Origin of the sequence: Streptomonospora halophila, assembly GCF_039542725.1 — a bacterium.
Classification (GTDB): domain Bacteria; phylum Actinomycetota; class Actinomycetes; order Streptosporangiales; family Streptosporangiaceae; genus Streptomonospora; species Streptomonospora halophila.
Genome location: NZ_BAABIK010000045.1, coordinates 1 through 22,964, shown reverse-complemented (window position 1 = coordinate 22,964; position 22,964 = coordinate 1). Strand labels below are relative to the sequence as shown.

The window sequence follows — 22,964 nt, the reverse complement described above, 5'->3', positions numbered from 1 at the left end:
TGGGCTCCGGCGGCGGCCCGTTCGAGGGGCCCGGACGACGGCGGGCCGCAGCGGCGGCCCGTTCGGCGGGCCCCTCGGGATCAGCTGGCCTTGCGTTCGCGCTCGAGGACGGGCATCGGGCGCACCAGGCCCAGTGCGACGACCTCGTTGGCCAGACGGGTGCGGCGGTTGGCCCCCTCGGGGACCCGGAACTTCTGGTACAGGCGGAGGAGATGCTGCTTGACGGCAGCTTCTGTCACGACCAGGTCCTCGGCGATCTCGCGGGCGGTCGCGGGGGAGACGAAGGCTTCGTCGGAGAGAGCGGGGCGGCAGAGCGACGTAAGGACGTCGAGCTCCCTCCGGGTGAGTTCGGGTGCGGTTCCCCTGCGCACCTCGACATCGGGGTTGAGTTCCTCCCTGGGCAGGCCGCCGATCTTGCAGCGCGCGCTTCCGAAGCTCAGGACATCGCCCTCTTCGAGGACCCTGCGCGCTATGGGGCGGCCGTTGACCCGGGTGCCGTTGCGGGAAAGGCCGAGGTCGACCACGTAGACGTAGGGGCCGCGGCGCACCAGCTCGGCGTGCAGTTGCGACACGCTGGGATCGCTGAGGCGGATGTCGGCCCCCTCTCCGCGTCCGACCGTGGTGACCTCGGATTTCAACGGCTGTACGTCCCCGTTCTCCTCGACCCGCATATAGGGCCCGTCCACGGTTGTTCCTCCCAGTGTGGGGCGCGGCCGATGAGGGAGTGCACGGCGGGGCGCGGACGGGTGCCTTGCTGCTTGGCTGTGTCGGCTGGTCGTAGCTGGCTGAGTGGGGTTCATAGGGGGTGGTCCTCGCTCGCCGTGGCACTCATCTCTTCACGGGTTACCCGGGCGCTGTTGGTTCTACGCTCTTACTCGGGAGTTAGACAGCTATCGCGGTAGGTTTACGGCGTTGTCCGGATATCGGGCCGGGAAGAATTCAAAACAAGAGAGGCCGATTCCGTCGCGCCGTGCACGGGGCGGCGGCGGGCGTCACTAAACTGTGGGCGTCCTCGGCCGGCGGCGCGGCCGGGCGCGCGGACGATCGGCGCTGCGGGGCCGGATCCGCGCGAGCCCGCGGCCGTTCCGGCGCGCACGGCCGGATCGGGCCGGGGCGCCTCCCGGCGCCGAGCGGTCCGGTGAGAAGCGTGCGCTAGCGTGGGGTTGACAGTGAGCCAGAACACGGTGGAGGAAGCGGTAGCTGCCAAATCGCACCGGCCAGACGAGGAGCCCGATCCCGCTCCCGAGGGCCGGGAGTCCGGAGTCGGCGACGAAGCACCCGGCTGGTTGTCGCAGGTGCCCTATTTCCTGGTGCTGTCCACCATGTCCGCGGGGATCGTGATCGTGGCCGCCGCCCACTTCAAGCGCGGCCCCGCACTGATCGCCGGCGCCCTGATGATGGCCGCGGTGTTTCGCACCCTGCTGCCTCAGGAGAAGCTCGGGATGCTCGCGGTGCGCAGCCGGTGGGTCGACATCATCACCCTGACCGGGCTCGCGGTGCTGCTGATCGTGCTCGCCTGGGTAGCGCCGCAACTGTCCCAGTAGGCGTCTAATAAGCTTGATATCGAGATACCGCAAACGTTCGATCGACTTGGCCGCCGCCCGCTGACCACCGGTGGGGTCGTCTCCCACCCGGAACCCGGCCACGGGGCGGCCGGCGGCCTGGCGGCGAGCTCATGAGGCGTGTCGCGGACACACCGGCCTCCCCGCGGTCGAGCGCGGCCCCGCGCCGCCCCCGCCGCGGCTGGCCGGTATGCCCCGGTGCGGCCTCCAGCCACATGACGGCTAGCCGAAACGAAGGGACAGCCACCCCATGGCCAAGATCAAGGTCGCCAACCCGGTAGTGGAGCTCGACGGCGACGAGATGACCCGCATCATCTGGTCCTTCATCAAGGACCGGCTCATCCTGCCGTACCTGGACATCGACCTGAAGTACTACGACCTGGGCATCGAGGAGCGCGACCGCACCGACGACCAGGTCACCGTCGACGCCGCCAACGCCATCAGGGAGCACGGGGTCGGCGTCAAGTGCGCCACGATCACCCCCGACGAGGCCCGCGTCGAGGAGTTCGGCCTCAAGAAGATGTGGCGCTCGCCCAACGGCACGATCCGCAACATCCTCGGCGGTGTCGTGTTCCGCGAGCCCATCGTCTGCGAGAACGTGCCGCGGCTGGTGCCCAGCTGGACCAAGCCGATCATCATCGGCCGCCACGCCCACGGCGACCAGTACAAGGCCAGCGACTTCAAGGTGCCCGGCCCCGGCACGGTCACCATCAGCTACACCCCCGAGGACGGCGGCGAGCCCATCGAGCTGGAGGTCGCGAAGTTCCCCGAGGGCGGCGGCGTGGCCATGGGCATGTACAACTACCGCAAGTCCATCGAGGACTTCGCGCGCGCCAGCTTCAACTACGGGCTGGACCGCGGCTACCCGGTCTACATGTCCACCAAGAACACGATCCTCAAGGCCTACGACGGCATGTTCAAGGACGTGTTCGCCGAGATCTTCGAGAACGAGTTCAAGGACCGCTTCGAGGCCGCCGGCCTGACCTACGAGCACCGGCTGATCGACGACATGGTCGCCGCCGCGCTGAAGTGGGAGGGCGGCTACGTCTGGGCCTGCAAGAACTACGACGGCGACGTGCAGTCCGACACGGTCGCGCAGGGCTTCGGCTCGCTGGGCCTGATGACCTCGGTGCTGCGCACGGCCGACGGCCGCACCGTGGAGGCCGAGGCCGCCCACGGTACGGTGACCCGGCACTTCCGCCAGCACCAGGAGGGCAAGCCCACCTCCACCAACCCCATCGCCTCGATCTTCGCCTGGACCCGGGGCCTGGAGCACCGCGGCAAGCTCGACAACACCCCCGCGGTCGTGGAGTTCGCCAACACCCTGGAGCAGGTCGTGGTCTCCACCGTCGAGGGCGGGCAGATGACCAAGGACCTCGCGCTGCTCATCGGCGGCGACCAGGGCTTCCTCACCACCGAGGAGTTCCTCGCCGTGCTCGACGAGAACCTGCAGAAGCGCCTGGCCTGAGTTTCGCCCCGCACCGGTCGAAGGGCCGTCCCGACCGCCGCTCGGCGGGCGGGACGGCCCTTCGTGTGTACCCGCCCGGCGTCTGCGCCGGGAGGCGCGGGCGGACGCGGCAGGCCGGCGCGGGCCGCCGCGGTGCGGTCGGCGAACGGCGGTGTCGGCGCAGGGGTGCCGGGCGGACACACTCGGTTATCGCTACCGGTAATGCGGTATACGCCACTCTTCCGCGATTCGCGTGTTTCGCGAATATTGCCCTATCTTAGAGTTGTCTGCTCACGGGATGAATCCGCGGGCAGCTTCCGAAACATTCGAGGCCGACGTGCCGGCCGTGCGCCCGCTGGGGGGTAGGCGCGCGCGGTGCGGAACGTCAGGGAAAGGGCCCGTCGCCAGGCGACGGGCCCTTTTCTCTGCCCTACCCGCGGCCTGGAGGCGCCTCCTGCCGGGATCGTGCAGGGCGGGGCGGGTCCCGGGGCCCCGCCGGTCGCACGGGGCCCGCAGCGGCCTACTCCTGCATGGCGCTTTCCGGAATGGGCTCACCGGCCTGCATGGCCTCGAACATCTCGGCCGAGCGCGCCTCGTCCCACAGCACGACCGAGCCCGCCCCCGCGATCGTGGGCGTCGAGCCGACCGGCACCGCCGTGGTCGCGGGGTTCTCGCGCATCGCCAGCGCCATGCTCGCCAGGTCGATCAGGTGGTCGTCCTGGTCGACGACGAAGGTGTCGGTGCCCTCGGTCACCAGCGGCACCGACCGGAACGGGTTGAGCAGGGTGCCGGGCGAGGTCGCCTTGGAGACCAGCGCGCTGAAGAACTCGCGCTGGCGCTGGATGCGGTCCAGGTCGGCGCGCGCGGTCGCGCGCGTGCGCACGTAGCCCAGGGCGGTCTTGCCGTCCATCGTCTGGCAGCCGGCCTCGATGTCGAGGTCGGCCTTGGGGTCCTGCATGGCCTCTTCGGGGCACATCTCGACGCCGCCCACGGCGTCGACGATCCCCACGAACCCGGAGAACCCGATCTCGACGTAGTGGTCGATGCGCACGCCGCTGGCCTGCTCGAAGGTCTGCACGAGCCGGGTCGGTCCGCCGCCGAGCGCCTCGGCGAAGGCGGCGTTGATCTTGTTCTCGCCGACACCGGGGATGTTCACGTAGGAGTCGCGCGGCACGCTGACGATGCTCGGCTTGCCCGTCTCGGGCACGTACAGGACCATGATCGTGTCGGTGCGCTTGCCGGCCGCGTCGCCGGTGCCGAACTCCTGCTGCTGCTCCTCGGAGAGGCCCTCGCGGCTGTCGGAGCCCACGATCATGTAGGTCTCGCCCGGCTGGTCCTCCAGTTGGCCCTCGAAGCCGAGCGCCTCCACGCGCTGCAGCCGGGAGTCGGCCCAGAAGTAGAACACCGTCGGCAGCACGAGCAGGACCACCAGCAGCAGCACCAGGATCGTGCGGCGGCGCCTGCGGCGCTGCTCGCGCCTGCGCCGCGCGCTGCCCGAGCCGTCGTAGCCGCGTCCGCGGCCGGAGCCGCCCGGGGGCCGGCGCGGCGGGTCGTCGTCGATCGGCGGCATCCGCCGCGTCGGTCCGCTGCGTCCGGCCGAGCGCTGCTCGGAACCGCGCGGGCGATAGAGCTTCTCGATCTCGTCGGCCCCGCCGTCGGGGCTGCGGCGGAACATGCCCGTTCGGTCGGCGTCGCCCCCCCCTCGCCCGTGTCGCCCGTCAACCATGACTCTGGTCGCCCATCTGTGAATACACCGTTGAGGTTGGTTCGTCCCCTCGCTGTCTTGGGACTCGCCACAGCCTAGCCAGGTTCGCTCCGTTACCGTTCCGGTTCTCCCGCCGCACCGCGCGCCGGTGCGCCCTCGTATGACAGCAGGGGCGGCTCCGCAGCGCGGGGCCCTCCCCACGATCGGCGCAGCGGGTTAAGGGCGAGGTCAAAGGCGCCGGGTACGACGCTGGGCCGCCGAGCGCGGCCCCAGCCGGGGCGGGGCGGACCCTCTCGGCGGGAGGCCCGCCTCCGGCGCGGCGGAGCCGCGGCGAACCGGTGCGCTCACCCCGGCGGGCCGGGGGCCGCGCACGGCCTCCCGGCCCGCCGGGATCTCGGGGCCGGCTCAGCGGAGGCGGCGGGCTCCCGGCGACGGCAGGGCCGCGCGCAGGGCCGGGGCCTGGAAGCCGTGCCCGGCGAAGGCCTCGGTGACGGCCTTGCCGACCCGGTCCAGGCGGTCCTCGGGCACCAGGGCGATGGCGCTGCCTCCGAAGCCCCCGCCGGTCATCCGGGCACCGCGGGCGCCGGCGGCCACCGCGGTCTCCACCGCGAGATCCAGTTCGGGGGTGGAGATCTCGAACTGGTCGCGCATGGAGATGTGCGAGGCGTTGAAGACCGCGCCCAGATCGCCCAGGGCGCCCGCGCGCATCAGGCCGACCGCCGCGTTGACCCGGTGGATCTCGGTGACGACGTGGCGCACCCGGTCCTTGAGGACGGGATCGTCCAGCCGCTCCAGCGCCCACTCCACGTCCTCAACGTCGCGCAGCGCCTCGACGCCCAGTTCCCGTGCCGCGCGGGTGCACTGCTCGTAGCGGGCGGCGTAGCCCCCGGTGGTGTCGCTGAGGTTGTGCTCGACGCGGGTGTCGACGATCAGCAGCCGCAGCCCGGCCTTCTCCAGGTCGAAGGGGACCTTGCCGGCCGCGCCGCTGCGGCAGTCCAGGTTGAGGGCGTGGCCCTCGGTGCAGCGCAGCGAGGCGCTCTGGTCCAGGATGCCGGTGGGCGCGCCGACGTAGGAGTTCTCGGCGCGGCGGGCGATGACGGCCATCGCGGGCCGGTCCGCGGCCAGGTCCGCGAGCCCGTGCGCATCGGCGAGCGCGAGCAGCACCGCGCACTCCAGCGCGGCGGAGGAGGACAGCGAGGCGCCGACCGGCAGGTCGGAGTCGATCAATATGCGCGCACCGGCCTCGGCGGGCAGGTGCCCGGCCTCGCGGGCCGCCCAGAACACGCCGGCGACGTAGGAGCCCCATCCGCTGACGGGGTCCTCGGGATCGAGGCCGGCGGTGTCGAACCGGACGTGCTCGCCGGGCCGCTGGGCGCTGCGCACCTCGGCCGTGCCGTCGTCGGTGGGCACCAGCGCCAGGGTGACCCCCCACGGCAGCGCGATCGGCAGCACCAGGCCGTCGTTGTAGTCGGTGTGCTCGCCCATCAGGTTGACGCGGCCGGGCGCGCGCCAGACGCCGACGGGCTCGCGGCCGTAGGCCTCGGTGAACGCCGCCGCGACGTCGTCGGTGTCGACGAGGCGCTCGGCGTCCTCACGGGCCGCCTCCTGCGCCGCGGCGGCCTCCTGCCGCGGGCCGTCGCCGCCGGAGGCCTGCGCCTGCCGCTGTGGGGAGGCCCCCGCGGGCGGGGCCGGGGACTCGGCCGCACCCGGTCGGGGGCTGTCTGCGCGCCGGAACGGCGCGAGAAGGCGGTCCAACACGCTTGTTTCTCCTCGCTGACTGAGCGGGCGCCGCACCCGGCCGCGTCCGCTGCCTTGGTCTGACGGGTCGGCGCCGCCCGGCGCCGTCGCGCGGCTCAGCCGGCCGCGGTTTCGGCGGCCCGGGTGCGGGTGTGGAAGTCCCAGGCGTCGGCGACGATGCGGCGCAGCTCCGGCCGCCGCGGGGTCCAGCCCAGGTCGCGCTGCGCGCTCCGGCTGGACGCGACCAGGACGGCCGGGTCGCCCGGGCGGCGATCGGCGGCGACCGCGGGGATCGGGTGCCCGGTGACCTCGCGGCAGACGTCGATGACCTGGCGCACGGTGAAGCCCGTGCCGTTGCCCAGGTTGAAGACGCGGTGCTCGCCGGACCGGCAGGAGGCCAGCGCGAGCAGGTGGGCCTCGGCGAGGTCGGCGACGTGGATGTAGTCGCGCACGCAGGTGCCGTCGGCGGTGGGGTAGTCCTCGCCGTAGACGGAGACGGACTCGCGCAGGCCCAGCGCCACCTGCAGCACGATCGGGATCAGGTGCGTCTCGGGGGCGTGCCGCTCGCCCAGGCCCTCGTAGGCGCCGGCCACGTTGAAGTAGCGCAGGCTCACGGCGCCGATACCGTGCAGGCGCGCGAACTCGGTCAGCGCGGTGTCGATGGCGGCCTTGGTCGCGCCGTAGGGGTTGCCGGGGCGCACCGCGGCGTCCTCGGGGATCGGCGAGGACTCGGGCTCGCCGTAGACGGCGGCGGTGGAGGAGAAGACGATCCGTCCGACGCCGTGGACGCGCATGGCGTCCAGCAGGGCCAGCGTGCAGCCGACGTTGCCGTCCCAGTAGCGCTCGGGGTGGGACACCGACTCGGGCACCACCGAGCGTGCGGCGAAGTGCAGGACGGCCTCGATGCGGTGGTCGGCCAGGACCTCGGAGGCGCGTTCGCGGATGCCGCCCTCGACGAAGCGGCAGTTCTCGGGCACGGCTTCGCGGTGGCCGGTGGAGAGGTCGTCGAGCACCGACACCTCGTGTCCGGCCTCGAGCAGTTGCGCGGCGACGACGCTGCCGATGTAGCCGGCGCCTCCGGTGACCAGGACTCTCAAGGCTGCTCCTTAGCTCTCGGTGGGACGCGCCGCCGCCCGTGCGGGCAGCGCTGCGCGGATGCGCTCGGCGGCGTCCTCGGGGGCGACGTCGTTGATCCACGCCGCCATGCCCGACTCGGACCCCGCGAGGTACTTCAGTTTCCCAGGGGCTCGGCGCAGCGTGAACAACTGCAGATGCAGCGCGAACTCGGCGTCGGGGGTGCCCTCGGCCTCCACGGGCGCCTGGTGCCAGGCCGAGATGTAGGGCGTGGGCGGGTCGGTGCCCTCGTCGGGCTGGGGGAACAGGCCGTCGAAGGCGCGCAGCAGGTCGAGGTAGATGCGGGCGAGCTCGTCGCGCTGGGCCTCGTCCAGCCGGGCGAGGGTGGGCACGCGCCGCAGCGGGAACAGCCGGACCTCGTAGGGCCAGCGGGCCGCAGCGGGCACGAAGGCGGTCCAGTGCTCGCCTTCGGCCACGACGCGGGTGCGGGCGCTGCGCTCGTCGGCGACCACGGAGTCGAAGAGGTTGGCGCCGGTGGACTCGCGGTGCTTGCGGGCGGCCTCGGCCATGGCCCGGATGCGCGGGGGCACGAACGGATAGCCGTAGATCTGGCCGTGGGGGTGCTGCAGGGTCACCCCGATCTCGATCCCGCGGTTCTCGAACGGGTAGACGTGGGCGACATCGGGGCGGGCGCCGAGCGCCTCGGTCCGGTCGGCCCAGGCCTCGATGACGGTGCGTGCGCGCTCGGGTGAGAGGTCGCCGAAGGAGGCCGAGTGGTCGGAGGTGAAGCACACGACCTCGCAGCGGCCGGCTCCGGGGCGGGCCGCGAGCGCCGGGTCGCCGTCCGCGGCGCCCGGCTCCTCGGACGCCGGTGCCAGGGACGGGAAGCGGTTCTCGAAGACGACGACGTCGTAGTCGCCCGCCGGGATCTCGCTGAGCCGGTCGCCCCGCGTGGGGTCGAGGGGGCACTCGTCGGGCGGCGGCAGGAACGTGCGGTTCTGCCGGTGCGCCGCCAGGGCCACCCACTCGTCGAGCAGGGGGTCGTAGCGCAGCTGGGATCCGGTGGAGAACGGCGGCAGCGGCCTGCGGTCGGCGACGGCGGCCCGCCCGGTGTCGGGGGACTCGTCGTAGTAGATGATCTCGCGTCCGTCAGCGAGGCGGCCGGTCGATCGAAAAATCTGTCGAGTTCGCACAAGATCAGTCTAGATCATGCGCCTGCCGACGCCAGTAGACCGGTAATGACTTATTTTGATCGGTCTGGTTTCGGAATGTCGAAGATGCGGTCGCCGTTCGTCACACCGCCGACCGCGAAGCGCGCGCGGGGCCCGGGTGTGCCGACTTCGCCGCCGGGCAGGACGTTGGCTACGGTCGGCGTGGCGCAGGCTGACGCGGCGCCGGGCCCGGCGGGGACCCGAAGCGGCGGTGCGCAGGAGAGGGGGCGGTGCCGATGGCCGCGACGGCGGCGGTGAAGGACCGGGTCCGGCGCTACCGCAACCTCGCCATGGAGGCCTACTGGTCGGTGCGCCGGCGCCGCCCCTCCGCGGACCACGCCGTGCGCGCCTACGAGCGCTACTCCGGCAGCGAGGGCAACCGGCTGGCGGCAGGGGTCACCTACTACGCCTTCCTCTCGTTCTTCCCGCTGCTGGCGCTCGCCTTCGCCGCGGTGGGCCACGCGGCCGCCGTCGAGCCCGACGCCCGCGACTACCTCGACCAGGCGCTGCGCGAGGCGCTGCCCGGACTGGCCGACGGGCTGCCGGTGGACCGGATCGCCGAGGCGCGCACCGGCGCGGGCGTCATCGGCCTGCTCGGCCTGCTGTACGCCGGCGTCGGCGCGGTGGACGCGGTGCGCGGGGCCCTGCGCCGGGTGTGGCTGAACGACACCGGCGACGGCCCCAACTTCGCCGTCGCCAAGCTGACCGACGTCGCGGTGATGGCGGTGCTGGGAGTGTGCCTGCTCGGCTCGGTCGCGCTGACCAGCGTCGCCCAGGCGGCCACGCACTGGCTGCTGGGGTTCGTCCAGTTGCGGGACTCGCTGCTGGCGGTGGGCGCGACCCGCGTGCTGGGGGCGGCGATCGCGGTGGCCGTCGACACGGTCATCTTCCTGGTGGTCTTCTCCCGCCTGTCGGGCACGCGGCGCCCGCTGCGCCTGCTGTGGCAGGGGGCCCTGCTGACCGCCGTCGGCTTCGAGATCCTCAAGGCCGCCGCCGCTCTGCTGATCAGCGGCACGCTGAGCAACCCGGTCTACGCGTCCTTCGCCGTGACCGTGGGACTGCTGGTGTGGATCAACCTGGTCATGCGGATGCTGCTGCTGGGCGCCTCCTGGACCGCGACCTGGCTGCCGGTGCCGCCGCCCTACGAGGGGGCGGTCCCCTCGGGGCTGCCGATCGGGCTGACCGACGACGAGCCCGCCCGCACGGCCGTTCGCCAGGACCTGGGGCCGTCGGCGGCCACGCTGCCGGCGCGCCCCACGCGCGCGCAGATGGAGCGATCGCGCAGGCTGGACCGCCGCAGGCGCATAGGCGGCGCGCTGCGCCGCCTGGTGCTGCCGGCGGCGCTCGCCGCCGGGGCGGCGGCAGTGGTCGCCTGGCTGCGCCGCCGCCGCGGCTGAGGGCCGCGACCGAGCGGCGCGGTCGAGCGGCGGGCGGAAGCGGTTCCCGGCGGGTCCCACTCATCGGGAGGAACCACTGATCGGCGGGACGTTCGCGACATTTCGTTCTTCAGTGCCCGTTACTGTTTACATTTCGCAAAGCTAATCTGTTGTCGAGGTCACGTATCGGTTACTTCGGGCTACTCTTCCCCGTTGTTGTGTAGCGTGATCATGGAGCGCGGAGAACGGCGCGCCCGACGTCGCGGCCTGCGAACCCGCGCGTCGGCGCCCCGATCGCCGCACGCGCGCGCCGCGTGGGCGGCCGCCGCGCACCGGTCGGCGGGGGCGGGGCGCACGCCCCGACCGCATCCGGCCGGGCCCCGCGCGGCACCGGTCCACGTCCGGCTCCGACCCGGTGCAGCGCCGCCCGTCGCGGGCGCGCGCCGCTCATCCGAACGCAACGCCGCCCGAACCGCCGATGAACGGACCCCGTATGACACGCACTGCCGAAGCGGGCGACGCCTCGCCTAAGGTGCGGTCAGCGTCGGTGCCCGAGCCGGCCGGACGACAGTGCGGAGGTTGACCGTGGCCATCGAATTCAACGACTCCCAGCGCTCCACCCTCGGTGTGGAGTGGGAGCTCCAGCTTGTCGACGTGCACACCCGCCACCTTCGCCAAGAGGCCCAGCAGGTCCTCGGCGAGCTTCCCGACCTCAGCGAGACACCGGACAGCCCGCCGCTGCGCCACGAGCTGATGCAGTGCACCGTCGAAGTCGTCACCGGCGTCTGCGAGACCGTCGAGGAGGCCCGCTCCGACCTGGCCGGCAGCATCGAGCGGCTCGGCTCGGTGCTGGAGGCGCGCGAGGCCGCGCTGATGTGCGCCGGCACCCACCCGCTGGACGACTGGCGCGACCAGACGCTCTCACCGGTTCAGCGCTACGGCGAGCTCATCGACGAGATGCAGTGGCTGGCCCGCCGCATCCTCACCTTCGGCGTGCACGTCCACGTCGGGGTGCGCTCCCGCGAGAAGGCCATCCCGATCGTCAACGCGCTGGCCAACTACCTTCCGCACTTCCTGGCCCTGACCGCCTCCAGCCCGTTCTGGAGCGGCCACGACACCGGGCTCGCCTCCAGCCGGTCGATCATCTTCGGCGCCCTTCCCACCGCGGGGCCGCCGCCGCGCCTTGAGCACTGGAAGGCGTTCGAGGAATATATGGAAACCCTGCTCCGCGCGGGGACCATATCCAGTATCAAGGAAGTCTGGTGGGACGTCCGCCCGCATCCCGATTTCGGCACGATCGAGATCCGGATGTTCGACGGGATTCCCACGCTGCGCGAGGTCGGCATGGCCGCCGCGTTGTCCCAGAGCCTCGTCCGGCTGTTCGACCAGCAGCTCGACCGCGGCTACGGGCTTCCCAGTCCGCCCACATGGGTGGTCAACGACAACAAATGGCGGGCCACCCGCTACGGCCTGGACGCCCGGATCATCACCGACGACCGAGGGCGCACGGCGCCACTGCGCGACGACCTGTACGAGCTCCTGCGTGAGCTCGAACCGGTCGCGGCGCGGCTGGGGTGCGCCGACGACCTCGACGTGGTCTCGGAGATCCTCGACAAGGGCGCGTCCTACGAGCGTCAACGTGCCGTCATCGACCAGGGCGGCACCCTGAACGACGTCGTGGACTCACTGGTGGCGGAGTTTCGCGCCGACGTCTTCCCGACGGCGGCTCCCTCCGCGAACGCGCCGAGCTCGGCCACCGGACATCAGGCGGCGGGCGGCGGCACCGGCACCGACTATGTGACGAAGAACAGGGGGCCATCCCATGCAGGGGCGTGACCTGCGGGAGCAACTGAACGCATTCCTGGCTCGCCACGAGCGCGAGTTCATCGAATTCCGGCGCGATCTGCACATGCATCCCGAACTCGCCTTCGCCGAGCACCGCACGACACAGCGGCTCGCCGATCGGCTGCGCGGAATCGGGCTCACTCCCGAGCCCCTCCCGCACACGACCGGGCTCGTCTGCGACATCGGCGCCGGCGACGGCCCCACCGTCGCACTGCGGGCCGACATCGACGCGCTCCCCCTCACAGACGAGAAGGACGTGCCCTACCGCTCGACGGTGCCCGGCGCGGCCCACGCCTGCGGCCACGACGTGCACACCACCGTGCTGATGGCGACGGGGCTGTTCCTGGCCCAGCAGGCCCGGGCCGGCGCGCTGCCGGGCCGGGTGCGGCTGCTGTTCCAGCCCGCCGAGGAGCTGCCCGGCGGTGCGCGCGAGGTGATCGAGGCGGGCGGCATCGACGGCGTCGACCGCGTCTTCGCCCTGCACTGCGACCCGCGGCTGCTCACCGGCCAGGTAGGGCTGCGCACCGGCGCCATCACCGCCGCCTGCGACCAGGTGATGGTGCGGCTCTCGGGTGCCGGCGGGCACACCGCGCGGCCGCATCTGACCTCCGACCTGGTCTACGCGCTGGGCAAGGTCGTCACCGAGCTGCCGGCCGCCCTCTCGCGCCGCGTCGACCCGCGCGCCGGGTTCAGCCTCGTCTGGGGCCGCGTCAGCGCGGGGTCGGCGCCCAACGCCATCCCCGACGACGGCGTCGTCGAGGGGACCGTGCGCTGCCTGGACGACGACGCCTGGCACGGCGCGCCCGACCTCATCCGCGAACTGGTCGACTCGGTGGTCGCCGGCTACGGCGCCCGCGCCGAGGTGGACTACCGCCGCGGCGTGCCGCCCACCGTCAACGAGTCCAGCAGCGTGCGGATGCTGCAGGACGCCTGCGCCCAGGCGCTGGGCCCCGAGGCCGTGGCCGACACGCCGCAGAGCCTGGGCGGTGAGGACTTCGCCTGGTATCTGGAGCACGTGCCGGGCGCCCTCGCCCGACTGGGTACGCACTCGCCGCAGTCGGGCTCGCCGATGGCCGACCTGCACCGCGGCAGCTTCGACGTCGACGAGCGCGCCATCGGTGTGGGCGTGCAGCTGATGTCGGCCACCGCCCTGACGGCGCTGTGGGAGTGCGCCCGCGCCGCCGGCGGCGACCCGGTGCAGGACGCTGCGCTGGCTTGAGGCGCGTCCGGCGCCCGGGCCCTCCCGCGGGGCCCTGCCCGCCGCGCTGACCGGCCGCGCGGCGGCGCAGCGTCCGGGCAGGCCGCGACGGGTGGCATCCTGAATCCATGAGCCACCCGTTGACCCTGGACGACATCCGGCGCGCCCCCAAGGTGCTGCTGCACGACCACCTCGACGGCGGGCTGCGCCCGGAGACCGTCGTCGAGCTGGCAAAGGCCGCCGGCTACACCGGACTGCCCGCATCCGACGCGGCCGAGCTCGGGGCGTGGTTCCGCGACGCCTCGGACTCCGGCGCACTGGAGCGGTATCTGGAGACGTTCTCGCACACCGTCGCGGTGATGCAGACCCGCGAGGCCCTGGAGCGGGTCGCGGCCGAGTGCGCCGAGGACCTGGCCGCCGACGGCGTCGTCTACGCCGAGGTGCGCTATGCGCCCGAGCTGCACCTGGAGCAGGGCCTGTCGCTGGACGAGGTCGTCGAGGCCGTTCTGGAGGGGTTCCGGACCGGCCAGGAGCGCGCCGCCGCCGCGGGACGGCCCATCATCGTGGGCACCCTGCTGACGGCGATGCGCCACGCCGCACGGTCCCTGGAGATCGCCGAGCTCGCGGTGCGCTATCGCGACGTGGGGGTTGTCGGCTTCGACATCGCCGGCGCCGAGGCCGGGCACCCGCCGACCCGCCACCTGGACGCCTTCGAGTACATGCGCCGGGAGAACGCCCACTTCACCATCCACGCCGGCGAGGCGTTCGGGCTGCCGTCGATCTGGGAGGCGCTGCAGTGGTGCGGCGCCGACCGGCTGGGCCACGGGGTCCGCATCGTCGACGACGTGCAGCGCCCGGACGCCGACGGCAAAGTCGAGATGGGCCGCCTGGCCCAGTACGTGCGCGACCAGCGCGTCCCGCTGGAGATGTGCCCCAGCTCCAACGTGCAGACGGGCGCGGCCCCCTCCATCGCCGAGCACCCGATCGGCATGCTGCGCGACCTGCGGTTCCGGGTGACGGTCAACACCGACAACCGGCTGCAGAGCGGCACGACCCTGTCGGAGGAGTTCGCCAAGCTCTCCGCCGCGTTCGGCTACGGCTGGGACGACCTGCAGTGGTTCACCGTCAACGCGATGAAGTCCGCGTTCCTGCCGTTCGACGAGCGCCTGTCGCTGATCAACGGGCGGATCAAGCCCGGCTTCGCCCAGCTGAAGTGGGCCACCGGATGAAGCCGCTGATCTCGCCCGCGGGGCGCGTGCTGGGCTGGGGCTGGGTCGCCGTGGTCGCGCTGCTGCTGTTCGACCTCGCGCTGCGCGGCAGCGGCGCCTCCAGCCTGGTGGCCGGGGCGGTGCTGCTGATCACCGCAGGCGTGGCCTACGTGCTGTGGCTGCGGCCGCGGGTGGTGCCCACCGCCGAGGGCGTGCGGCTGGTGAACCCGCTGCGCGACACCTTCGTGCCGTGGTCGGCGTTCACCTGGGCCGACGTGACCGACGTGCTGCGGGTCCACGCAGGCGAGCGGGTCTTCCGCTCCTGGCCGCTGCGGGAGAGCCGGCGCACCAAGGTGCGCGAGAACCTGCGCCGGGCCGACGACGGCCCGGCGCCGCTCCTGGACACCGGAACCGGCGCCGACCCCCGCTCGATGCGCCCCGTCGACCTGGCGGCGCGGCGGCTGCGCGAGGAGGCCGAGCGCCGCAGGGCCGACCCGGCGAACCGGGCCGCAGCCGGCGCCGCTGACGGCCCCGGGCAGGCGGAGCCCGCCGATCCCGAGGACGAGGGAGCCGCCCCGCACGAGCCGACCACTGTCTGGGCGCCCGACGCCCTGGCGGCGCTCGGCGCGCCGGTCTTCCTGCTGGCCGTGGTCCTGTTGCTGGTCTGAGCGGCGCGCGGGCCCGCGCGCCGCGTCCGGCCGGACGCGGCGCCGGGGCTTGACCACCACCCCGATTCCTGGTTAGGTAAGGCATGCCTAATCGTCGGGCGGTGCGGTGGACCACGCGGATTCGCGCCGTCCCGCTGACTAGGCGGCATGGGTCAACTGAATAGGGAAGCGCCGCCGGCACGGATCGCCACCCGTGTCGCTGCGCGGACGGTCGGCCGGGTGGCCGGGCGGCCGCGTACCCGGCGGCGCGACGCATCACCGAAGAATGCGGCGGGGGCTCGCCACGGGGTCTGCGGGGACCTCGCTCCGCGCCGCAGGACACATGTGCGCCCGGCGGCCTGCGCGGACGGCCGCCGGGCGCACTGTGTCCGCATGTGCGCGGCGTTCGTGTGAGCGTTCGGTGCGAATGCGTTCGGCGCAGCGCGGCGCGGCGCACGGCGCCGCCGCCCGCCGCGCGGGCCCGCCGGGCCGCGCGCACGCGGCAGGCGGTCGCGTGGGGCCCCGTGCCAAGGCGGCCCGTGCGGCCTGCGGCGGCGTCAGGCCTGCGAGATCGTCTCGTGGAGGAGCTCGCCCAGGCGCTTCGTACGCCGCTGGATGACCTCCAGCGCCTTGAGCGAGTCGAACGGCTCGAAGACCGCGCCGATGGCGTCGTTGCTGACCACCGACAGCCCGAGGACCTCGGCGCCCATCTCCACGGCGGCGATGGTCTCCAGTGCGAACGAGCGCCCCACCAGGTCGGCACCCGCCACCCGCAGCATCGCCAGCTCCGCCGGAGTCTGGAACTGCGGACCCAGCAGCGAGGCGTAGACGCCCTCGGCCAGCGACGGGGCCACCTCGCGGGCCAGGGAGCGCAGTCGCGGGCTGTAGGCCTCGGTCAGGTCCACGAAGTCCGGACCCGCCAGCGGCGAGGCCGAGGTCAGGTTGATGTGGTCGCGCACGACGATCGGCTGGCCCACCGAGAAGTCGGCGCGCAGCGACCCGGCCGCTCCCGTGATCACCACGATCGACGCACCGGCCGCGATGCCCGTGCGCACCGCGTGGACGATCCGCATCGGATCGTGCTCCTCGTAGAGGTGGGTGCGGCCGCTGAACACGGCGACACGCTTGTCACCCGCCCAGGCGCTGCGCACGGTGGAGCCGTGGCCTGCCGCGGTGGGCGCGACGAACCCCGGCAGATCGGTCACGTCCAGTTCGATGTCGGCGGTGCCGAGCGTGTCGGCCGCGCCCGCCCATCCCGAGCCGAGGATGACCATCGCGTCGAAGGAGTCGGTACCGGTGCGGGACTTGAGTTCGTTCGCCGCCTGCACGGCCCGTTCCTTGGCCTGGGCGGTCCCGGTCGTTAGGCGCACTTGCGTGGATTCGCTCACATCTCCGGAGAGTACCCCTGTGTAGTCGAACAGTTCCGGAACGCAACGCAGCGTGTTCCATATCGCCCGGAACCGGCGCGACCTGCTATTCCTGCTCGCCGATCCACGCGCGCACCGCGCGGCGGGCGCGGAGTCCGGCGCCGCGACGAGTAAGGGCGGTGCCCGGAGGGGGCGGGCGCCCGGCCGATCCATCCGGGCGCGTCTTTCGGCGGCGGACCGCCCGGCGGCGGCCGGCCGGTCACGAGCGGGAGGGCGTGCAGGGCCGCGAGCGCAGCTCCTCCGGATAGAACGGGGGAGCCCCCGCCTTCTCGGCGGCGTCGGCGAGCATCGCGAGGTACAGCGCGGACGGCAGCCCGCCCTCATAGTCGTCGAGCACGTGGGTCCAGGCGGCGGCCTCGCCTTCGAGCAGGGTGCTCGCGCGGACCCGCACGCGCGTGTAGATGCCGAAACCGGCGCCCGCGCAGGCGTCGACGTGGGCTTCGTCGCATTCGGGGACGTCGTAGAGGGCGACGAAGACGCTTGCGCCGCCCTGCTCGACGATGGTGGCCAGTGCGCCGCCCCACGGGCCGGACTCGCCCCCGAACGTCAGCCGCCAGCCGTCCAGCCAGCCGGTGGTCCACAGGGGCGAACTGGGAGCCCGCACCGCCATCTGGTCGGGATCGAGGTTGCAGCCGTAAGCGGCGTAGAGAGCCACGGCGCCATCGTAAGCACGCCCCCTCGCCCCCGTTGCGAATTCCGCCGCCCGGCATGGCGGACAATGGGTAGACGGCAGAGCAGAGACGTTCCAGGCGGCGGCCCCCGAGGCAGCGGCGCTTCGACGCGCGCCGGCCGGAAGGAGTGAAGCAGACGTGACCAAGGTCGTGATCATCGGTGGCGGCCCGGGGGGCTATGAGGCGGCGCTCGTCGCCGTCCAACTCGGTGCGGACGTGACGATCGTGGACCGCGACGGGATCGGCGGCGCCTGCGTCCTGACCGACTGCGTCCCCTCCAAGACCCTGATCGCGACGTCGGTGCGCTCCACCTATGTCCGGGAGGCCGCGAGGCTGGGGATCGACGTCGCCGAGAGCGACGGCCGGCCCGGTGTGTCGGTCGACCTCACCACCGTCAACGCCCGCGTGAAGCGGCTGGCCCAGGCGCAGTCCGACGACACGGCCGCGCGCGTGGTCAAGGAGGGCGTCGAGGTGATCCCGGGCGAGGCCCGCCTGGTCGACCCCCGGATCGTCGCCGTGGGCGACCGGCGCATCCACGCCGACGTGGTCCTGGTGGCCACCGGGGCCCACCCGCGCGAGCTGCCCTCGGCCAGGCCCGACGGCGAGCGCATCCTGACCTGGCGCCACCTCTACGACCTGGACCGCCTGCCGGAGAAGCTGATCGTGGTGGGCTCGGGCGTCACCGGCGCCGAGTTCGCCAACGCCTACCAGGGGCTGGGCTCCGAGGTCACGCTGGTGTCCTCCCGCGAGCGCGTGATGCCCACCCAGGACGCCGACGCCGCCGAGGTGCTGGAGGGCGTCTTCCGCCGCCTGGGCATGACGGTTCTGAGCAAGACCCGCGCCGAGTCGGTCACCAACACCGGCGACGGCGTGCTGGTGACCCTCTCCGACGGCCGCACCGTCGAGGGCAGCCACTGCCTGATGACGGTGGGCATGATCCCCAACACGGCCGACCTCGGGCTGGAGGAGATCGGCGTCCGGCTGGACGACGGCGGGTTCGTCCAGGTCGACCGGGTCTCGCGCACCTCCACGTCGGGCGTCTACGCCGCCGGCGACTGCACCGGCGTGAACATGCTGGCCTCGGTTGCGGCGATGCAGGGCCGCATCGCGATGTGGCACGCGCTGGGCGAGGCGGTGTCGCCGCTGAAGCTCTCCACCGTGGCCTCGACCGTGTTCACCCACCCCGAGCTGGCCTCGGTGGGCGCCACCGAGGGCGACGTGCGCAGCGGGCGGATCGACGCGCGGGTGGTCAACCTGCCGCTGGACACCAACCCGCGCGCGAAGATGACCAACAGCAAGGACGGGTTCGTCAAGCTGATCTGCCGCCAGCACACGGGCATCGTGATGGGCGGAGTCATCGTCGGTCCGCGCGCCAGCGAGCTGATCCTGGCGGTGTCGGTGGCGGTCCAGCAGCGGCTCACGGTCGACGACCTCGCGCACACCTTCGCGGTCTACCCGTCGCTGTCGGGCAGCGTCACCGAGGCGGCGCGCTCGCTGATGCAGGCCTCGCCCGAGTAGCCCGCCGCCGCGCCTGCGGCGCGGCACGCTCCCGCTACCTGCGCGCCCGCGTCGGCGCGGGCCGCCGGGCGCGCCCGCCCGGCCGCGCGGAACGCGGACCGAGGCGGCGCCCACGACAGGAAACGGCCCCGGCATGCAGCCGGGGCCGTCGTCGTCGGAAGGACGCGAGTGCGGTGCCGGAGGGCTAGAAGTCGAAGCCCCCGAAGTCGCCTCCGCCGAAGCCGCCGAAGTCGCCGCCTCCGCCGAAGTCGCCTCCACCCATGTCGCCGCCGCCCATGTCACCCATGCCGGCGCCCATCATGCCTCCGCCCATCATCGACCCCATCATGGAGCCCATCATCATGCCGGTGAACATGCCCATCATCATGTCCATGCCGAAGTAGCCGCCCGCGTAGGGGGCGTAGGCGGGGCCGGCGTCGTAGTAGGGCCGGCGGCGGCCGTCGACCTCGACCAGGCGGACGTCGGGGTCGTGCCCGGAGAGCACGGCCTGAGCGCATGCGGGGCAGGCCGGGACGGACCGGTTGGTGCCGCCCGGGGGAGCCCACAGGACGTCCTGCTGCGACGGCCCGTGCTGCGGGTTGAAGAAGCAGGGCTGGCGCCGCTCGGGCACCGGGTCGCCGCTCATCCGGGCGCGGGTCGCGACCATGTAGTAGCGGCCGTCCTCGAGCGCGTTGGTGACCTGCTGCACCTGGTCGGGCTCGCGGATGGTGTCGAGCGTGGCCTTGGCCCGGTCGTAGGAGTCCATCGCGCGGCTGTAGTCGGTGCGCGTGTCCTCGTCGACCTTGGAGACGTCGATCTCCAGGCGGGCGATGTCCTCGCCCAGCCGGACGACGTCCTCGTTGGCCATCTGCTTGATCTCGGCCAGCTCCTTGGCCTTCTGCTCATCGCGGCGCTTCTTGCCGCGGTAGAGGAAGAACCCGCCGCCGGCCACGGCCAGCACGAGCAGCCCGAGCAGCATGGCGCCGAAGACGCTGGAGGCGGCGTCGGCGGACTGCTGGTCCTCGACGGCGTCGGGCACGGCGACCAGGGTGTCGATCTGGCCCTGGTTCTGCGAGAGCAGCTCCTCCTCAAGCGCCTGGTTCTCCGAGGCGCTCAGCTCGGTGGAGTCGATCACCAGCTCCTGGGAGCCGGCCAGCACCGCGTAGGTGCCGTCGCCGACCTCCGACTGGATGCCGTCGATGTAGTTCTCGACGCTCGCCTCGGAGTTCAACGTGCCCGAGGAGAGGACCACGTAGTACGTCGGGTTCGCCGCGGAGTCGGCGGCGTCGGCCAGCGTGTCCCGTTCGGCCTGAGGCAGCTGGTCTGTCGTGATGTCGGGGTCGATAAAGACGTTGTCGTTCCGCAGTGCGTCGACGACCTCGCCGGACGCCGGAACGGTGTCGGCGCTGGCCGGGGCCATCGCCATAGCGGACAACCCTGCTGCGAGCAGGGCGGGTACTACCAAGCGGCGCAACATGATCGTTCCTCTCGCCTCCCTCACTCACATAAGACGAACAGGGCGGCTGGAAGGTTCCCGCGCAAGCGGCGTGTCGGTCCCAAGACTACGGGCGGCCCGCCGCTGCGGCGGGCCGCCCGTACGGTGGGTTCCGGAGGTCGGGTCAGGTGCCGGTGCCGGTGCCGGTGCCGGACCCGCCGACCGGCGCGGCCGGGCGCTCGGCGCCGGAGTCCTCCTGCTCGCCGCCGGCGCCGTCCGCGGCGCTGCGGGCCCCGTCTTCGTCGGCGCGCTCGCCGCCGGCGGCCGTCTCCCGCCCGCTGTCGGGCCCGCTGTCGGGGGCGACGAAGCCGTCGAGGCCCCGCGGGGCGCGGAAGCGGGCCACGTCCATGATCCGCTCGCGCTTGGCGACCAGCGCGGGCACGAATGCCTGGCCGGCCACGTTCACCGCGGTGCGGCCCATGTCCAGGATCGGGTCGACCGCCAGCAGCAGGCCGACGCCCTCCAGGGGCAGGCCCACCGTCGACAGCGTCAGGGTGAGCATCACCGTCGCGCCGGTGGTGCCGGCCGTCGCGGCCGAGCCGATCACCGACACGAACACGATGAGCAGGTAGTCGGTCAGGTTCAGCGGCACGCCGTAGAACTGCGAGACGAAGATCGCGGCGATCGCCGGGTAGATCGCGGCGCAGCCGTCCATCTTGGTGGTCGCGCCGAAGGGGACGGCGAAGGCCGCGTAGTGGCGCGGCACGCCGAAGTTGGTCTCGGCCACGCGCTCGGTCACCGGCATGGTGCCCATCGAGGAGCGCGAGACGAACCCGAGCTGCACCGCCGGCCACACGCCGGTGAGGAACTTCAGCGGCGAGAGGCCGTGCACGCGGGCGAGCACCGGGTAGACGACCAGCAGTACCAGCGCGAGGCCGACGTAGATCGCCAGCGCGAACCGGCCGAGGGCGCCCACGGTCGTCCAGCCGTAGCTGTAGACGGCGTTGCCCAGCAGGCCGACGGTGCCCAGCGGGGCGAGTCGGATCACCCACCACAGCACCTTCAGCACGACGCTCAGGGCCGAGCGGGTGAAGGCCAGGAACGGCTCGGCGGCCGATCCCACGCGTACCGCCGCGATGCCGAGCGCGATCGCGATGACGATGAGCTGAAGGGCGTTGAAGTCCAGGCCGGTGGTCAGCGCGCCGGCCTCCTCGGAGGTGTCGGCCGTGAGCCCGAGGAAGTTGGCGGGGACCAGGCTCTCCAGGAACGCCAGCCAGGAGCCCTGGGAGCCGGCGTCGGGGGCCTGCGCGGCCCCGGCGTCGACGCCGCTGTTCACGCCCGGCCGGAAGAGCAGCCCCAGGCCGATGCCGATGGCCACCGCGATAAGCGCGGTGATCGCGAACCAGAGCAGGGTCTGCCCGGCGAGCCGGGCGGCGTTGGTGGTGTTGCGCAGGTTGGCGATGGAGGAGACGACCGCCAGCAGGATCAGCGGGGGCACGATCGTGCGCAGCAGCGTGACGAACGTCGAGCCGATGGTGTCGAGGGTCAGCGCGAGCCAGTTGGGGTCCTCGGCGGTGCCGCCCATCTGGCGGGCGACCACGCCGAGGGCGACGCCGACGACGAGAGCGGCGAGGACTTGGACGGCGAAGGGTATGCGCCTGAGTGCGGATAGCACGGTGTGACTCCTGAGTCAGGACGTGACGGGCGCCCGGCTGATGGCGCAGGCGCCGCGGGGGAGATGAGCGCGGCCGGTCGGCCCGCGCTCCGGGAACAGGGCTCGGAGCGTCAGGCCAGGCGACATGCCTGGGAGGCGACGCGGCACAGGTCGATGTGCCGTCGCACGGTCAGACCCCAAAGGTTCGTCACGAACGAGCACAATGGCGGCCATCGCTGGGTTATTCCCGACCTGGCACGGATTGTCACGCGGATCACACCACGCGTGCCGATGCGTACGGGAGGCCCGCGCTTGGCCGATGTGTCCTAACGCACACTCGGGTCTGCGGCCACAGCGGCACTCGCCGCGTCGTAGGTCCCGAATGCGCCGCGACGGGCGGCGCACCGAGCGGACACCGGCCGCCCGTCGGCGGCCGGACCTGGGAACCGGAGACCGAATGAGGACAAGCAGGATCCTGACCCGCGCGGCGGCCGCCGGGCTGGCGCTCGCCGGAGCGATGACGGCCGCGGTGGCCACGGCCGTCCCCGCATCGGCCGCGGCCTACAACGGTGCGTGCGGTGCGGGCCACGTCGTGGTCAACTCCGACAACGTCGGCAGCAAGGGCACGGTGTTCCTCACCTACAACAACAACACCGGTAAGAACTGTGTCATCACGATTCGCAACTACCCCGGCGCGCGGTTGTCGATGAACGCCTACATCGGGCCCTCCGACAGCCCGTACGGCGAGATGATCGTCGACAGCGGCGACTACACCACGTACGCGGGTCCGGTGAAGTGGAGCCTCCCGGGGCGGTGCGTGGACTGGGGCGGCTACATCGACGGGGCCAGCGGCGGCAAGCGGAACACCAACTGCGGGTAAGCCGCCCGCCTGCCTCTTTCGGCTGAGTGGTGCGGGGCCGGTGTCGCAGCGGCCCCGCACCGCGCTCGGCGGCGCGCGATCGCGGCCGGCAGTGCGGGCGGGGCGCCGCGGAATGCGTCAGCCGTCCTTGATCTCGCAGACCACGCCGCCGCTGCTGAGCCCGTCGCCCGCGGCGACCGACAGGCCGGTGACCACCCCGGATTTGTGCGCGGTGAGCGGCTGCTCCATCTTCATCGCCTCGATGACCACGACCGGGTCGCCCTCGGCCACGGTCTGGCCGTCCTCGGCGACCACCTTGACCACGGTGCCCTGCATGGGCGACACCAGGGCGTCGCCGCCCGCCGCGGCCGCCGTGCCGCCGGTGCGGCCGCCGCGCCGCGCCGCGCCGCG

Annotated in this window: 20 protein-coding genes; 9 read left to right on the top strand and 11 right to left on the bottom strand. The window is 72.8% G+C overall.

Going from position 1 to position 22,964, the window contains the following annotated elements:
- Positions 1 to 80: 80 nt before the first annotated feature.
- Positions 81 to 686: an FHA domain-containing protein gene (locus ABEA15_RS23920; protein WP_345559237.1), complete on the bottom strand. Its 606-nt coding sequence runs from the start codon at positions 684 to 686 to the stop codon at positions 81 to 83.
- 483 nt (positions 687 to 1,169) lie between these two features.
- Between ABEA15_RS23920 and ABEA15_RS23915 the strand changes: the two genes are divergently transcribed.
- The gene (locus ABEA15_RS23915) at positions 1,170 to 1,544 is read left to right on the top strand and encodes a DUF3017 domain-containing protein (protein ID WP_345559235.1); all 375 of its coding nucleotides are present in this window, start codon (positions 1,170 to 1,172) and stop codon (positions 1,542 to 1,544) included.
- A gap of 268 nt (positions 1,545 to 1,812) precedes the next feature.
- Positions 1,813 to 3,030: an NADP-dependent isocitrate dehydrogenase gene (locus ABEA15_RS23910; protein WP_344144604.1), complete on the top strand. Its 1,218-nt coding sequence runs from the start codon at positions 1,813 to 1,815 to the stop codon at positions 3,028 to 3,030.
- A gap of 499 nt (positions 3,031 to 3,529) precedes the next feature.
- On the opposite strand, the gene ABEA15_RS23905 is transcribed toward ABEA15_RS23910, so the two are convergent.
- From ABEA15_RS23905 to galT, 4 genes are all read right to left on the bottom strand, one after another.
- Positions 3,530 to 4,735, bottom strand: coding sequence for an LCP family protein (locus ABEA15_RS23905; RefSeq protein WP_425579441.1), 1,206 nt, complete (start codon positions 4,733 to 4,735; stop codon positions 3,530 to 3,532).
- 384 nt (positions 4,736 to 5,119) lie between these two features.
- Complete coding sequence (gene galK / locus ABEA15_RS23900) at positions 5,120 to 6,472, bottom strand: galactokinase (protein ID WP_345559231.1); 1,353 nt, start codon at positions 6,470 to 6,472, stop codon at positions 5,120 to 5,122.
- Between the two features lie 95 nt (positions 6,473 to 6,567).
- Positions 6,568 to 7,548, bottom strand: a complete 981-nt coding sequence (gene galE / locus ABEA15_RS23895) for a UDP-glucose 4-epimerase GalE (protein ID WP_345559229.1) — start codon at positions 7,546 to 7,548, stop codon at positions 6,568 to 6,570.
- 9 nt (positions 7,549 to 7,557) lie between these two features.
- The gene (gene galT / locus ABEA15_RS23890; protein WP_345559243.1) at positions 7,558 to 8,703 is read right to left on the bottom strand and encodes a galactose-1-phosphate uridylyltransferase; all 1,146 of its coding nucleotides are present in this window, start codon (positions 8,701 to 8,703) and stop codon (positions 7,558 to 7,560) included.
- Positions 8,704 to 8,972: 269 nt separating this feature from the next.
- On the opposite strand from galT, the gene ABEA15_RS23885 reads away from it, so the two are divergent.
- From ABEA15_RS23885 to ABEA15_RS23865, 5 genes are all read left to right on the top strand, one after another.
- Complete coding sequence (locus ABEA15_RS23885) at positions 8,973 to 10,133, top strand: YihY/virulence factor BrkB family protein (protein ID WP_345559241.1); 1,161 nt, start codon at positions 8,973 to 8,975, stop codon at positions 10,131 to 10,133.
- A 564-nt stretch (positions 10,134 to 10,697) separates the two neighbouring features.
- Complete coding sequence (locus ABEA15_RS23880) at positions 10,698 to 11,948, top strand: glutamate--cysteine ligase (RefSeq protein ID WP_344144597.1); 1,251 nt, start codon at positions 10,698 to 10,700, stop codon at positions 11,946 to 11,948.
- Entirely contained in the window at positions 11,935 to 13,176 is a 1,242-nt protein-coding gene (locus tag ABEA15_RS23875; protein WP_345559226.1) for a M20 family metallopeptidase, read from the top strand. The genes ABEA15_RS23880 and ABEA15_RS23875 overlap by 14 nt, the downstream gene beginning before the upstream one ends.
- 107 nt (positions 13,177 to 13,283) lie before the next feature.
- Positions 13,284 to 14,384, top strand: coding sequence for an adenosine deaminase (locus ABEA15_RS23870; RefSeq protein ID WP_344144595.1), 1,101 nt, complete (start codon positions 13,284 to 13,286; stop codon positions 14,382 to 14,384).
- Positions 14,381 to 15,031, top strand: coding sequence for a PH domain-containing protein (locus ABEA15_RS23865; protein WP_345559224.1), 651 nt, complete (start codon positions 14,381 to 14,383; stop codon positions 15,029 to 15,031). The genes ABEA15_RS23870 and ABEA15_RS23865 overlap by 4 nt, the downstream gene beginning before the upstream one ends.
- 536 nt (positions 15,032 to 15,567) lie before the next feature.
- Here ABEA15_RS23865 and ABEA15_RS23860 read toward each other — a convergent pair.
- Positions 15,568 to 16,398, bottom strand: coding sequence for a purine-nucleoside phosphorylase (locus tag ABEA15_RS23860; protein WP_344144592.1), 831 nt, complete (start codon positions 16,396 to 16,398; stop codon positions 15,568 to 15,570).
- A gap of 238 nt (positions 16,399 to 16,636) precedes the next feature.
- The gene (locus ABEA15_RS23855; RefSeq protein ID WP_344144590.1) at positions 16,637 to 17,092 is read right to left on the bottom strand and encodes a gamma-glutamylcyclotransferase; all 456 of its coding nucleotides are present in this window, start codon (positions 17,090 to 17,092) and stop codon (positions 16,637 to 16,639) included.
- 154 nt (positions 17,093 to 17,246) lie between these two features.
- On the opposite strand from ABEA15_RS23855, the gene ABEA15_RS23850 reads away from it, so the two are divergent.
- Positions 17,247 to 18,626 carry an NAD(P)H-quinone dehydrogenase gene (locus tag ABEA15_RS23850; protein ID WP_344144588.1) on the top strand — a complete coding sequence of 460 codons (1,380 nt, stop codon included), beginning with the start codon at positions 17,247 to 17,249 and terminating at the stop codon, positions 18,624 to 18,626.
- 184 nt (positions 18,627 to 18,810) lie between these two features.
- Here the strand turns inward: ABEA15_RS23850 and ABEA15_RS23845 are convergent, their stop codons facing one another.
- From ABEA15_RS23845 to ABEA15_RS25710, 3 genes are all read right to left on the bottom strand, one after another.
- The gene (locus tag ABEA15_RS23845; protein WP_345559222.1) at positions 18,811 to 20,031 is read right to left on the bottom strand and encodes a chemotaxis protein CheA; all 1,221 of its coding nucleotides are present in this window, start codon (positions 20,029 to 20,031) and stop codon (positions 18,811 to 18,813) included.
- Positions 20,032 to 20,224: 193 nt separating this feature from the next.
- On the bottom strand, positions 20,225 to 21,715 hold the full coding sequence (locus ABEA15_RS23840; protein ID WP_345559220.1) for a dicarboxylate/amino acid:cation symporter: 1,491 nt from the start codon (positions 21,713 to 21,715) through the stop codon (positions 20,225 to 20,227).
- A 110-nt stretch (positions 21,716 to 21,825) separates the two neighbouring features.
- On the bottom strand, positions 21,826 to 21,906 hold the full coding sequence (locus ABEA15_RS25710; protein WP_425579443.1) for a putative leader peptide: 81 nt from the start codon (positions 21,904 to 21,906) through the stop codon (positions 21,826 to 21,828).
- A gap of 245 nt (positions 21,907 to 22,151) precedes the next feature.
- On the opposite strand from ABEA15_RS25710, the gene ABEA15_RS23835 reads away from it, so the two are divergent.
- A complete protein-coding gene (locus tag ABEA15_RS23835) occupies positions 22,152 to 22,574 on the top strand; it encodes a spore-associated protein A (protein WP_345559218.1) in 423 nt (140 codons plus the stop codon).
- A gap of 117 nt (positions 22,575 to 22,691) precedes the next feature.
- Here ABEA15_RS23835 and ABEA15_RS23830 read toward each other — a convergent pair.
- Positions 22,692 to 22,964 (bottom strand): acyl-CoA carboxylase biotin carboxyl carrier protein subunit (locus ABEA15_RS23830; protein WP_345559216.1); only part of this gene is annotated, 273 nt, incomplete at its 5' end.

Coding starts and splice junctions, on each gene's coding strand:
- ABEA15_RS23875 (WP_345559226.1), top strand. CDS start 11,935: ATGCAGGGGCGTGACCTGCGGGAGCAACTGAACGCATTCCTGGCTCGC.
- ABEA15_RS23845 (WP_345559222.1), bottom strand. CDS start 20,031: ATGGCGATGGCCCCGGCCAGCGCCGACACCGTTCCGGCGTCCGGCGAG.
- ABEA15_RS23905 (WP_425579441.1), bottom strand. CDS start 4,735: ATGGTTGACGGGCGACACGGGCGAGGGGGGGGCGACGCCGACCGAACG.
- ABEA15_RS23865 (WP_345559224.1), top strand. CDS start 14,381: ATGAAGCCGCTGATCTCGCCCGCGGGGCGCGTGCTGGGCTGGGGCTGG.
- ABEA15_RS23885 (WP_345559241.1), top strand. CDS start 8,973: ATGGCCGCGACGGCGGCGGTGAAGGACCGGGTCCGGCGCTACCGCAAC.
- ABEA15_RS23835 (WP_345559218.1), top strand. CDS start 22,152: ATGAGGACAAGCAGGATCCTGACCCGCGCGGCGGCCGCCGGGCTGGCG.
- ABEA15_RS23910 (WP_344144604.1), top strand. CDS start 1,813: ATGGCCAAGATCAAGGTCGCCAACCCGGTAGTGGAGCTCGACGGCGAC.
- ABEA15_RS23870 (WP_344144595.1), top strand. CDS start 13,284: ATGAGCCACCCGTTGACCCTGGACGACATCCGGCGCGCCCCCAAGGTG.